Origin of the sequence: Micromonospora sp. NPDC000121 (genome assembly GCF_042899165.1) — a bacterium.
In the GTDB taxonomy this organism is placed as follows: Bacteria; Actinomycetota; Actinomycetes; order Mycobacteriales; family Micromonosporaceae; genus Micromonospora.
In genome coordinates, this window is record NZ_JBIAZP010000001.1 from 137185 (window position 1) to 149471 (window position 12287).

Sequence of the window (12287 nt, forward strand, 5' to 3'; positions counted from 1 at the left end):
TACTGGCGGGGTGATCCGGGTCACGGACCGGGGCCGTACCAGCAGGGGCCGCCGCCTCCCGCGTACGACCACGGTCCCGCCGCGCCGCCGTACGACTCCTGGCCCGGCTCCGCGGCCCCCTCCCCGCACGCGCCGGTCGCCGCCCCGCCGCCGGAGCGCCGGCGGACCCGGGGGCCGGTGGCCGCGGTGCTGGCGGCGGTGGCGGTGCTGGTCCTCGGCGGCGGCGCGGCGGTGTTCTACCTGCTCGGCCAGGACGGCGAGGCGCCGGTGGCCGCGCCGAGCGGGCCGGCGTCCGCCGCCGGGGTGTCGGAGGCACCGGCGAGCGCCCCGGCACCCAGCGCCCCTGCCCCCGACTCCTCCGCCGACCCCCGCTTCGTCGAGGCGGGGCAGTGCGTACGCAACGACGGTCCGACCGGCGGCAAGCCCAAGCTGCTGATCAGCGACTGCGGCCCGCAGACGTACGAGGTGCTACGCCGGATCGACGGCGCGACCAGCGGTGAGAAGGACGCCGCGGCCAAGTGCGCCAAGGTCGACGGCTACACCAACTGGTATTTCTTCGACAGCGAGCTGGACACCCTCGACTTCGTGCTCTGCCTGAAGCAGCGCTGAGCCACCGCACCCCTGGGGAAGAGATGACAACCTACGGATCACCCGCCCAGCCGGACGACCCCTACCAGCGCCCGGCCGACAATCCCGGGGGCCTGCCGCCCATCGACCCGACGCTGCCCCAGTGGGGGCAGCCGCCGTCGGCCGCCGCGCAGCCGCCGTCCGCCCCGCAGTGGGGCCAGCCGCAGCCCGGCGGCGAACCGCAGTGGGGCCAGCCGCAGCCGGGTGGCGAGCCGCCCGCCGCCCCGCAGTGGGGCCAGCCCGGCCCGGCCGCCGAGCCGCCGACCACGCCGATGTGGAGCCAGCCCCCGGCCTCCGGGTCGGGTTATCCGCCCCCGCAGCCCCCGACCTCCGGGTCGGGTTATCCGCCCCCGCCCACCTCCGGGGCCGGGTATCCGCCCCCGCCCGGCGGTCAGCCGTCGGCGGAGCAGGGTGGCTACCCGCCGGCCGGGCCGTTCCCGCCGGCCGGCCCGACGCCCGCGCCGGCGCCCGACGCCCAGTGGGGCGCCCCGCCGCCGGCCCCCGGCGGCTACGGAACGCCGCCGCCGCCCGCCCCGCCGGCGAAGAAGAGCGGCGGAAAGATCGCCCTGATCATCGGCCTGGTCGTGGTGCTCCTGCTCTGCCCCTGCCTGGGAATCGCCGGCTGGGCGGTCTGGCAGGCCGGCGAGGAGGACGACCCGAGCATCTCGGCCCCGGCCACGACCGCTCCCGCGGAGCCGACGGGCAAGCCGACGGAGGAGCCCAGCGCGGCGCCGAGTTCGGCGGAGCCGAGCCCGACCGAGGACGATGACGACGACTTCGCCAAGGGCGACTGCGTGGTCAACGACGGCACGGCCACCGACGCCGAGCTGCGGAAGGTGCCCTGCGGACCCAACACGTACGAGGTGCTGCTGCGGATCCCGGGCACGAGCGACGGTGACCAGTGCGAGACGCGGGCGCCGAGGTCGACGGCGAACTACGTGCACGACAACTCGGTGGACTTCCTCGACTACGTGCTCTGCCTGAGGAAGCGCTGAATCACCAAAACTAGGGCTGTCTAGCGTGGACGCTAGACAGCCCTAGTTTTGTGTCGACGCCGGATCCGACCCTCGCCGGGGCTCCGACACGCGGTAGCCCCATCTACGGATGTCTAGCCCCGCAGCTAGACGGCCCGATACTGTGCGATGCGTGGATCCGGTCCGCAACCCGTACGCCCCGGGCGCCGGCCAGCGTCCGCCCGAGCTGGCCGGGCGGGGGCGCGAGCTGGACGTCTTCGACGTCGTGCTGGAGCGCATCGCCCGCGGGCGGCCGGAACGCAGTCTGATGCTCACCGGCCTGCGCGGGGTCGGCAAGACGGTGCTGCTCAACACCCTCCGGTCCCAGGCGATCAACCGCCTCTGGGGCAGCGGCAAGATCGAGGCCCGGCCGGACCAGTCGCTGCGCCGCCCCGTCGCCGCCGCGCTGCACATGGCCGTCCGTGAACTCGCGCCCCGGCACCGCGCGCCGGACCGGATCGACGCCTTCCTCGGCGTGCTGAAGGCGTTCGCCCAACGGTCCGCGCCGACCGGTCGCGGCGGCGCCGCCCCGAAGCTGCGCGACCGGTGGCAGCCCGGCATCGACGTGCCCGCCGCCAGCGGCCGGGCCGACTCCGGCGACATCGAGATCGACCTCGTCGAGCTGCTCACCGACGCCGCCGCGGTGGCCGCCGACGTCGGCACCGGCATCGCGATCTTCATCGACGAGATGCAGGACCTCGGCGCGGAGGACGTCTCCGCGCTCTGCGCCGCCTGCCACGAGCTGTCCCAGCTCGGCGCGCCGCTGATCGTGGTCGGCGCCGGGCTGCCGCACCTGCCGGCCGTGCTCAGCGCCGCCAAGTCGTACTCCGAGCGGCTCTTCCGCTACCAACGCATCGACCGGCTGGACCGGATCGCCGCCGACCAGGCGCTCTGCGCGCCCGCCGAACGCGAGGAGGTCGAGTACGAGCAGAAGGCGCTCGACCTGCTCTACGAGAAGTCCGGCGGCTACCCGTACTTCGTCCAGGCGTACGGGAAGGCGACCTGGGACCACGCACCCCGCTCGCCCATCACCGCCGCCGACGTGCGGGTCGCCGCGCCGGAGGCCGAGGCCGAGCTGGCGGTCGGCTTCTTCGGCTCCCGGTTCGAGCGGGCCACCCCCGCCGAGCGCGAGTACATGCGGGCGATGGCCACGCTGTCCCTGGTCGAGGGGGAGGTCGACGGCGGCGGGCGGGACGACATGGACGCCGCCGTGCCGACGGCGGAGATCGCCCGTGCCCTCGGGCGGAAGCCGGCCAGCCTGTCCCCGGCCCGGGACGCGCTGATCAAGAAGGGTCTCATCTACTCCGGCGAGCGCGGCACGGTGGCCTTCACCGTCCCCCACTTCGGCCGCTACCTGCGCACCCAACCGGCCTGACGGGTCGGGGCGGCTCCTTGATCTCGACCGTGCCGCCGCCGGGCGGGCGCGGGGTCAGACCTTCGACCAGGGCGGGGGGAAGAGGACCTCGCCGCGCGGCGGCGGCCCTTCGCCGCTGGTGGTCGGCGGGAGCACCAACGCCTGCCAGGGGTCGCCGAGGCCGGACCACGGGCTGGTCAGCCCCATCCGGTCGGCCCTGCCGAAGCCGAAGCGGTGGTAATAGGACGGGTCGCCGAGCACCACCACCAGCCGCTCACCCAGCTCGGTGGCCGCCTCGAGGCCGGCCTGGACCACCGCCGCGCCGAGCCCGATCCGCTGCCGGTGCGGGGCGACCGCGACCGGGCCGAGGGCAAGCGCCGGGGCGGAGGCGTCGTCGGACTTCACCCGGACCCGGGTGAGCAGTGCGTACCCGACGACCTCGCCGCCGTACTCGGCGACCATCGCCAGCTCCGGCAGCCAGGCGTCGCTGCCGCGCAGCTCGTCGACCAGCCCCACCTCGGGCGGCGTGGCCACGTCGGGCCGGGCGAAGGCGGCGGCCAGCACACGACGGACCGCACCGGTGTCGGCCGGGTCCTCTGGTCGCAGCCGCAGCGTCGTCACGCGGGGGACGTTACCCCTCGTCGGCGGTCCATCAGCGACGGTCGCTCGAATCGGCGTGGCGCGACGTCCACGTCGGCCGATCCGGATCGGCGGTTGCGGGGGTAACCGGGCCGGTGACGGGGTATGACTGACCCATGAAACCCGTACGCTCCCTCGCCCGCGCCATGTTGAGCGGCATCTTCGTGGTCAGCGGGTTCCGCAACTTCCAGCAGCCCGGCCGGCTGGTCCCGGCCGCGAAGCCCGTGACCGACCGGGTGACCCCGCTGCTCGAGAAGGCCGGCCCGCGCGTCCCCACGGACACGGAGACGCTGATCCGGCTCAACGCGGCGGTGCAGGTCGGCGCCGGGCTGATGCTCGCCACCGGCAGGTTCGCCCGGCCGGCCGCGCTGGTCCTCGCCGGCACCCTGGTCCCGGTGACCCTCGCCGGGCATCCCTTCTGGAACAACGACGACCCCACGGCACGCAGCAACAACCAGATCCACTTCCTGAAGAACATCGGCCTCTTCGGCGGGCTGCTGCTCGCCGCCGCGGACACCGGCGGCAAGCCCGGCCTGCGGTGGCGGACCGGCCACCGGATCGGCCACTCCCGACGTTCGGTGCAGCGAGCCGTCCGTACCGCCCGCAGAGAGGCCCGGATCGCCGTACGATCGGCAGCGACGGCCCGACGAATCCCCGGCTGACCTGCGTCGATACCTCCCCTCCGCCGGCCCACCACCCGCCAACGCCACGAATTACCTGAACCACCCGGTAGGCGTTAACGCGGTGGAAATGTCAAAAACATGTGTGGGATCGGACACGGTCGCATAACGCGGGAGGCATTAACGTGAGGCGCCGTTCTAGGCTCCGTACCGGACCTGGACGGGTAGGACGACCTTGGTACGGGGGTGGCCACGCCATGCCGGCGACCGTCGGTAGGAGGGTGGACCGCCTCGCCCCAGTCCGTCGCGTAACGCGTGGGATCGATCGCAGGACAGTCGTACGGACCGGCATCGTGGCCGCCGTCGCCTATGCCGCATGGCTCGCCATCGGCGCTTTCGGGCGGCCGTACAACTTCTTCGACATGAAGATCTACCACGGCGCGGTGGTGTGGTGGGCGAGCGGTCACGAGCTCTACGAGTTCATCGCACCCGGCACCACCCTGGGTTTCACCTACCCGCCGTTCGGCGGCCTGGTCATGCTCCCGATGGCGCACCTGCCGGTCGAGCTGGCCGGGATGGTCAACGCGCTCGCCAGCATCGCCGCCCTGGCGGTCGTGCTCGCCGGCCTGCTCCGCCCCATCGTCGACCGGCTCGGCTGGCCGCTTCCGTTCACCGTGGCGATCGCGACGCCGCTCGCGGTCGCCATCGAGCCGGGCCGGGAGACCCTCGGCTACGGCCAGGTGAACCTGCTGCTCTTCGCACTCATCATGGCCGACCTGATCGGCCTGCGCTGGCGGTCCCGCCGGGGCACCCACGTCGCCGAGACCGACGGCCCGCTGCTGCGGTTCGTCTACAGCGGCGCGTGGGCCGGCGTCGGCATCGGCCTGGCCACCGCGGTCAAGCTGACCCCGGCCCTGTTCATCGTCTACCTGGTGATCACCCGGCAGTGGCGGGTGGCGACCACCGCGGTCGGCACGGTGATCGCCGTGACGCTCGGCTCCTTCGCCGTCGTCGGCACCGAGTCCCGGGCCTACTTCGGCGGCGTGCTCTGGCAGACCGAGCGGGTCGGCGCCGCCGACATGACGCCCAACCAGTCGCTGGCCGGGCTGCTGGCCCGGCTCTACGACTCGATCGAGACGCCCGGCCTGCTCTGGCTGTCGTTCGCGGTGCTGCTGTTGGCGCTCGGCCTGTCCCGGGCCGCCAACGCGCGCGCCGACGGCGACGAGCTGACCGCGTTCACGCTGGTCGGCCTCACCGCCAACGTGATCAGCCCGATCTCCTGGACGCACCACCTGGTCTGGGTGATCCCCGCGATCATCGTGCTGGCCGACGCCGCCGTACGCCGCCACGACGCCAGCCGCGGGCTGGCGCAGCGGGCCGGCCAGGGCGCGTACGGCGGGCTGCCGGGGGTCAACGGGCTGCGCCCGCCGATCTGGTACCCGACGCTGACCGGGCTCCGGCACGGGGTCGCGGCGATCGGGCTCTACCTGCTCTTCCTGATCTCCCCGATCTGGCCGTACGAGCACCAGCTCCCCGAGGTGTCGCACTACCAGGACGGCCTCTTCGGCGCCCTGATGGAGAACTCGCTGGCGCTGGCCCTGATCGTGCTCGTCGCCGCGCTGCCGTGGCGCCCCGGCGCCGAGCCGGCCTTCTACGGCGAACGGATGGGCCGTCAGGCCGCGCCCAGCGTCCGCCGCTGAGCCAGGGTGGGCCGCCCCGTCAGGGGCAGTTCACCCACTCCTCGGTGCCGTCGGCGAACACCTGCCGCTTCCAGATCGGCAGCCGCGCCTTGACCTCGTCGACCAGCCGGGCGCAGGCCGCGAACGCGGCGGCCCGGTGGGCGGTGCTGACCGCCGCGACCAGGGCCGCGTCGCCGATGGCGAGCGCGCCGATCCGGTGCGACACCGCGACCGCGTACACGTCCGGGTCGGCGGCGATCTCGGCCGCCACCTCACGCAGCACCCGCTCGGCGCTCGGGTGGCCCTCGTACTCCAGGCTGGTCACCACGCGGCCGTGGTCGTGGTCGCGGACCACACCCTGGAACGACACCACCGCGCCGGCCCGGCGGTCCGCGACCGCCGCCTCGTGCGCGGCCAGGTCGAGCGGCCGGTCGGTGACCTCGCCGAACGTCGCGGGCTGCTGGTCCGCGATTCGGCCCGACGGGTCGGCGGCCGGCGCGGTCACCACGCACGCTCCCCGGGCAGCAGCGGCAGGGGCACGACCGGCACCCGGTCACCGGGCTCGCCCGACGTGCCGGGGCGGATGACGGCGAACCCGTCCGCGCCGGCCAGCCCGCGCAGCATCGCCGAGCCGACGTGCCGGACCGGGTGGGCGGTGCCGGCGGTCCGGTCCAGCCGGACCAGCGCCAGGTGGGTGTACTGCCCCCGGCCGGGCACCGGCTCGGCGAGCGTGGCGTGCGGCAGCACCGGCATCGGGCGGCCCGACAGGCCGGCCAGCAGCGGGGCGACCAGCGAGACCAGGGCGACGACGGCGGACTGCGGGTTGCCGGGCAGCCCGGCGACGAACCGGACCCGCCCGTCGGCGTCGGTCAGCCGGGCCACCAGCATCGGGAAGCCGGGCCGCACCGCGACCGTGTTGACCACGTAGTCGGCGCCGAGCGCCTCCAGCGCGGGGTGCAGGTGGTCGACCGGGCCGTGCATCGTGCCGCCCGTGGTGCAGACCAGGTCGGCGGTGGCCAGCGCGGCGCGCAGGGCCGCCACGTGCGCGGGCAGGGTGTCCGCCACCGGTCCCACCACGTCCGACGGGCGCACCACGCAGCCGTACCGGCGCAGCCACGCCGGCACCGCCGGCCCGAGCGCGTCCCGGACCCGGCCGGCGGCGGGCGGGCCGGCGGTCAGCAATTCGTCGCCGAAGACCAGCAGCGCGGCGCGCGGCTGCCGCCGCACCCGCAGGCTGTCGTGCCCGCAGGAGGCGGCCAGGCCGACCAGCGCCGGGTCCACCGGCGTGCCGGCGGGGACCAGTTCCTCCCCGGCGTACGCCTCCTCGCCGGGCTCGCGCCACTCCGGCGCCGGTCGCGGCGTGCCGTCGACCAGGCCCTCCGGCGTACGGCGGGACTCCTCCACCCGCAGCACGGAGGTGGCGCCCTCGGGCACCATCGCGCCGGTGGCGATCTCGACGGTCGTTCCGTCGTCGGTCAGCGGCGCCGGGGTGCTGCCGGCCAGCACCCGCCCGACCGGACGCCACGGGCCGGCGCCGCGCACCGCCCAGCCGTCGACGCTGGAGGTGGGAAAGGCGGGCAGGTCCGTACGCGTGGTCAACGGCTCGGCGAGGGTGTGCCCGTCGATCTCGGCGAGCGGCAGGCTCACGGCGGGGAGCGCGGCGGCCAGGCCCTCCGCGTACACCCGGGATCGGGCCTCCTCCCAGCCGGCCGGCGGGGGCGCGGCGACCGGGTCGGCGGCCGGTGCGGTTTCCGTGCTCACCCGGCGAGCCTAGCGGGTGCGGAATGCCGGTCGCCGCGCCACGTGCACCGTGCCCGGGGCATCGTCCAGCGGGTGGCCGGGGTCGACGTGGCGGGCGTCAGTGGTCGCCGCCCCGAAGCTGGTCGACGGCGTGGGCGAGGATCGGCCCGAGGACGGCCAGCCCGTCCCGGGCCCCGCCGGTGGAGCCGGGCAGGTTGACCACCAGCATCCGGCCGGCCACGCCGGCGAGCCCGCGGGAGAGCACGGCGGCGGGCACCTTCTCGCGGCTGTGCGCCCGGATCGCCTCGGCGATGCCGGGGACCTCGTAGTCGAGCAGCGCCCGGGTCACGTCAGGGGTGCGGTCGGTCGGGTTGATCCCCGTGCCGCCGCTGGTCAGCACGACGTCGACCCCGTCGGCCAGGGCGGCCCGCAGCGCCTCGCCCACCGGCTCGCCGTCGGGCACCACCACCGGATCGTCCACCTCGCAACCCAGCTCGCGCAGCCCGGCCACGAGCAGCGGCCCGCTGGTGTCGGCGTACACCCCCGCGGCGGCCCGGTTGGACGCCACGACCACCCGCGCCCGGATCACGGCCGGTCCTCCGGGCGGACCCACTCGCCGGTCTTGCCACCCTCCTTGCGCAGCACCCGGACGGCGTCGACGCTCGCCGCCGGGTCGACCGCCTTGACCATGTCGACCAGCGCCAGCCCGGCGACGGCCACGGCGGTCAGGGCCTCCATCTCCACCCCGGTGCGGTCCGCCGTCCGTGCGGTGGCGGTGATCTCGACGGTGTCAACGGTCAGCGTCAGGTCGACCGTGACGCCGTGCAGGGCGATGGGGTGGCAGAGCGGGATCAGGTCCGGGGTCCGCTTCGCGCCCATGATGCCGGCGAGCCGGCCGACGGCCAGCGCGTCGCCCTTGGGCAGCCCGTCGCGGCGCAGCAGCTCGACCACCTCCGCCGTCGTGCGGAGCCGGCCGGCGGCGACGGCCAGGCGGCCGGTGACGGCCTTGGCGGAGACGTCGACCATGCGGGCCGCGCCGGCCGGGTCGACGTGGGTGAGCTGCGCGGGATCGGTCACGGCCGCGAGCCTATCCGTCGTACGGCGATCACCGGCTGCGGCCCGAGCGCGCCGGCCGCCCGACCTTGCGCCGGCGTCCGCTGCTCGGGAGGAGCAGCGCCGGCACGACGTCGCGCCGTGGTGCGGCCGGCTCATCGACGTGGCCCGCGCGCTGCTCCTCCCTACCCGCCGTCACGGTTGCTGGGGGGAACCCGACGGCGAGCGCCTCGGCGACGGAGGTTCTGCCCCGTACCAGAACCTCCCCGTTCGCCGACGAGCCGGACGCTAGCGGGATTGGCGATAAGAAATCGATAAGCCGTCGCTGCGGCTCAACCACGTCCGGCGGGTCGCGCCCCGGTTTCCGCGAGGCGGCATTCCACCTCGAACCGCTCCGGCACGTCCATCCGTCGGAAAATGGCCAGCGCCCGTTCCCAGTGCCGGCGCGCCTCGGCGAGGTCGTTGTCGGCATGGTGCTCCGCGAGCCCGGCGAGTGCCCGCGCCTGCTCGTACGGTTGGGCGATCCGGGTCGCGAGCGCCAGCGCCCGCTGATGTGCCTCGGCGGCTTCCGCCCTCTCGCCGGCACGGGCGAGGGTGAGACCCAGGTCGTTCAGCGCGCCACACTCCGCGTGCCGCTCGCCCGAGTCGGCCGCCAGTTCGAGCGCCAGTGTGTGCTGCAGCCGCGCCTCATCGAACAAACCCAACCCCCGGTAGGCGATGCCGAGGACGTTTCGCGCCTCGACCTCGCCATAACGGTGACCGGTGCGGGCGTACAGCACGAGTGACGATCTCAGCAGACGCGTGGCCTGTGACCACTGACCTATTCGCACCCGGACGGACGCGAGGTGACTCAGCGCGTTGGCGACATGGAAGTGATCGCCCGCGACCCGCCCCTGGAACAGGTGCTGACGGTGCACCCGCATTGCTTCTTCGTACAGCCCCAATGAGGTGAGTGCTATGCCCAGGTTCGGCAGCCCCATGGAAATGGAACCCTCTTGAAACCGACTCTCCCGGATGTCCTCCAGGCAAAGTTCTGCGGATTCTCTGAAGTTCCCGGCGAACCAGTGAACGACGCTGAGATTGCCCCGGAACTTGACTAGTTGAACCCTGTCACCGGTCTCCCTGCACAACGCCACCGCCCTGTCGAGGTGGATGATCGCCTGCCGGTACGACCCCGTCTTCGCCAGCGCCGAAGCCAGGTAGTTGCTCATGAACATCACCGCGCGTCTGTCGCCCAGCAACTCGGCGGCCGTCAGTCCGAGCGTGTGCGTGCTCAAGATGTCGTCGAAGTACCGGCGGATGTAGCAGAAGCGCCACAGGACCCGTGCCAGCTTCCAGGTGTACGAGTGGTGTCCGTGTTCCGCGGCCAGCCCCACCAGCGAGACCAGGTTTTCCCGCTCCTCCTCCAGCCATGCGACGCCGCGATCCTCCATCGCATCCACGAGATCTGGCCGCGCCGGCTCTCCGACATCGATCTCGGTGCGGACGTCGACCGCCGCGTGCAACTCGTCGGCCGCCCGCAGCGTGGCATGCAGCCCGAAGTCGAGTAGGCGTGCCGTCGCCGCGCTCCGAAGCTCGGACCCGTCCGACGCGAGGGACTGCTGCCTCGCATACAGCCGCACCAGGTCGTGCAGCCGGTACCGGGCCCCGTCGCTCTCCTCGACCAGGTGGCAGTCCACCAACTCGTCGAGCAGCCGACCGGCCGTGCCGGGAGGAAGGCCGCTCAGGGCCGCCACCATGTCGACGCTGTGGTGGCCCGCGTGGATGCCGAGCAGCCGGAAGACCCGCTTCGCCTCCCTGCCCAACGGCTCGTACGAGGCGGCGAAGGCCGCCGCGACGGTACGGTCGCCCACCGCGAGATGCCCCAACGCCGGCACGTCGTCGGCGAGTCGGCGGGCCAGGTCAGCCAGCCGGCGGGCCGGGCGATGGGCGAGCCGTGACCCGGCGAGCCTGATCGCCAACGGCAGATAGCCGCACCGCCGGACCACCTCCGCAGCCGCCTCTGGCTCCTCCGCGACCCGCTGGGTGCCCGCGCTGACGGACAGCAGGGCCAGCCCCTCCTGGAGCGACATCACCGACAACGACGCGGGTGGGCCCACGTCCAGACCGGTGAGCCGCCGACGGGACGTGACGAGCACGACCGATCCGCCGGCCGTGGGCAGCAGCGGGGTGACCTGCCGACTGTCCGCTGCGTTGTCGAGCACGACGACGGCTCGGCGGGCGGCCAGCTCGCGACGCCAGAGTTCCGCCCGTTGGTCGGCATCGGCAGGCATGCGTCCGTCGGGGACACCGAGCTGACGGAGGAGCGTGACGAGGGCCGACGCCGGGTCCACCGGACTTCGGTCGCCATGCCCGCAGAGGTCCACGAAGAGTTGCGCGTCCGGGTGGTCCCCGGCCAACCGCCGTGCGACATGAACCGCCAGCGTCGTCTTCCCACTGCCGGCCATCCCGTCGATCACGTGCACCGGGGAGGTGTGTGCTCGCAGGCGACGGGTCTCCTCGATCAGCCGGGCGACCACCTCCCGCCGCCCGACGAAGTCGGCGACGGAGCGCGGCAACCAGTCGCGCGCACCACGTTGTTCCCCCGGCGACGTTGCGGGTCGGGCCGCCGGCTGTCCGACGGAGGTGGGTCGGGCTCCGGGCACCCCGATCACCTGCGACTCATCGGCCGGCGCGTTGTGCCGCATCGCCTGGTAGAGACGTTGGAGCCCTGGGCCGGGCCCGACGCCGAGTTCCTGCCGCAACGTGTCCGCCGCGGCCTGGTAGGCGGCGATCGCACCGGCGAGGTCGCCGTGCCGGCGCAGCGCCCGCATGAGAAGGAGATGGGCAGACTCACGCAGGGGGTTGACGGCGATGTGCTCACGCAACAACGGGATCGCCTGCTCCGGCCGACCTGCCGCGATGCGCACCTCGGCGAGGAGTTCCCCGGCGAGGAGCCGCTCCTCCTCGGCGGCCGCGACCCGAGCGGTGAGCACGGGCCCGAGCGGAAGGCCGCCGAGCATCGGCCCCCGCCACCTGGCCACGGCCCGGCACAGCCGGGCCTCTGCGGCGTCGAGATTCCCCGCCGTCACAAGATTCCGGGCTTCGTCGTACTCGGTGCCGAAACGGATGACGTCGACCCGGTCCGGCGCGAGGTCGAGCCGGTATCCGCCGCCCGACCGGTCGACGAACGGCCCGCCCTCTTCCGTCACGCCGAGGATCCGGCGGAGCGTGGCCGCGTACGTTCGCACGTTCGGCACGGCCGAGCGGGGCGGGTCGTCCGCCCACAACTCGTCGACCAGTTCGTCTGTGGTGACGAGCCGTCCAGGCTGCACGGCCAGCATGGCGAGAACCGTGCGCTGTTTGGGCGTGCCCAGGCGCAGCGCACCGGTGGATTGCCACACCGTGAGACCACCCAGGACATGTATTTCCACCAGTCCCCCGTGACCTATTTCTGAACCAGCCCGTATTGAAATGATCACCCAGAGCCGGGCAGACAAGTGCTCAGCATAGTCAGCGATTCAGCTCTTCACAGCACACGAGAGTGACGCGGTCGCAACGCGTGGTCGACGAGGCCATTGAC

At 73.8% G+C, this 12287-nt stretch carries 10 protein-coding genes and 1 pseudogene; 5 read left to right on the top strand and 6 right to left on the bottom strand.

Annotated elements, in window-relative coordinates:
* Window positions 1–144 precede the first annotated feature (144 nt).
* The 3 genes and pseudogenes from ACFY23_RS00705 to ACFY23_RS00715 form a co-directional block, all read left to right on the top strand.
* Window positions 145–609, top strand: a pseudogene (locus ACFY23_RS00705) (hypothetical protein); the annotation flags it as partial.
* A gap of 584 nt (window positions 610–1193) precedes the next feature.
* Window positions 1194–1622, top strand: a complete 429-nt coding sequence (locus ACFY23_RS00710) for a hypothetical protein (RefSeq protein ID WP_350678475.1) — start codon at window positions 1194–1196, stop codon at window positions 1620–1622.
* 151 nt (window positions 1623–1773) lie between these two features.
* Window positions 1774–3015, top strand: a complete 1242-nt coding sequence (locus ACFY23_RS00715) for an ATP-binding protein (protein ID WP_350678338.1) — start codon at window positions 1774–1776, stop codon at window positions 3013–3015.
* 54 nt (window positions 3016–3069) lie between these two features.
* Here ACFY23_RS00715 and ACFY23_RS00720 read toward each other — a convergent pair whose 3' ends face one another.
* Window positions 3070–3615, bottom strand: a complete 546-nt coding sequence (locus tag ACFY23_RS00720) for an N-acetyltransferase (protein ID WP_350678336.1) — start codon at window positions 3613–3615, stop codon at window positions 3070–3072.
* A gap of 134 nt (window positions 3616–3749) precedes the next feature.
* On the opposite strand from ACFY23_RS00720, the gene ACFY23_RS00725 reads away from it, so the two are divergent.
* Complete coding sequence (locus ACFY23_RS00725) at window positions 3750–4295, top strand: DoxX family protein (RefSeq protein WP_350678333.1); 546 nt, start codon at window positions 3750–3752, stop codon at window positions 4293–4295.
* A gap of 215 nt (window positions 4296–4510) precedes the next feature.
* Window positions 4511–5953, top strand: a complete 1443-nt coding sequence (locus tag ACFY23_RS00730; protein ID WP_350678331.1) for a glycosyltransferase 87 family protein — start codon at window positions 4511–4513, stop codon at window positions 5951–5953.
* 19 nt (window positions 5954–5972) lie between these two features.
* Here ACFY23_RS00730 and ACFY23_RS00735 read toward each other — a convergent pair whose 3' ends face one another.
* The 5 genes from ACFY23_RS00735 to ACFY23_RS00755 all read right to left on the bottom strand — a co-directional run bounded on the left by ACFY23_RS00735 (window position 5973) and on the right by ACFY23_RS00755 (window position 12108).
* The gene (locus ACFY23_RS00735; RefSeq protein ID WP_350678472.1) at window positions 5973–6404 is read right to left on the bottom strand and encodes a molybdenum cofactor biosynthesis protein MoaE; all 432 of its coding nucleotides are present in this window, start codon (window positions 6402–6404) and stop codon (window positions 5973–5975) included.
* Between the two features lie 29 nt (window positions 6405–6433).
* Window positions 6434–7693 (bottom strand): molybdopterin molybdotransferase MoeA, encoded by a 1260-nt coding sequence (locus tag ACFY23_RS00740; RefSeq protein ID WP_350678328.1) that lies wholly within the window; start codon window positions 7691–7693, stop codon window positions 6434–6436.
* A 97-nt stretch (window positions 7694–7790) separates the two neighbouring features.
* Window positions 7791–8261: a MogA/MoaB family molybdenum cofactor biosynthesis protein gene (locus ACFY23_RS00745; RefSeq protein WP_350678326.1), complete on the bottom strand. Its 471-nt coding sequence runs from the start codon at window positions 8259–8261 to the stop codon at window positions 7791–7793.
* Window positions 8258–8749: a cyclic pyranopterin monophosphate synthase MoaC gene (gene moaC / locus ACFY23_RS00750; protein ID WP_350678324.1), complete on the bottom strand. Its 492-nt coding sequence runs from the start codon at window positions 8747–8749 to the stop codon at window positions 8258–8260. The genes ACFY23_RS00745 and moaC overlap by 4 nt, the downstream gene beginning before the upstream one ends.
* A 308-nt stretch (window positions 8750–9057) precedes the next feature.
* Window positions 9058–12108: a BTAD domain-containing putative transcriptional regulator gene (locus ACFY23_RS00755; protein WP_350678322.1), complete on the bottom strand. Its 3051-nt coding sequence runs from the start codon at window positions 12106–12108 to the stop codon at window positions 9058–9060.
* Window positions 12109–12287: the final 179 nt, after the last annotated feature.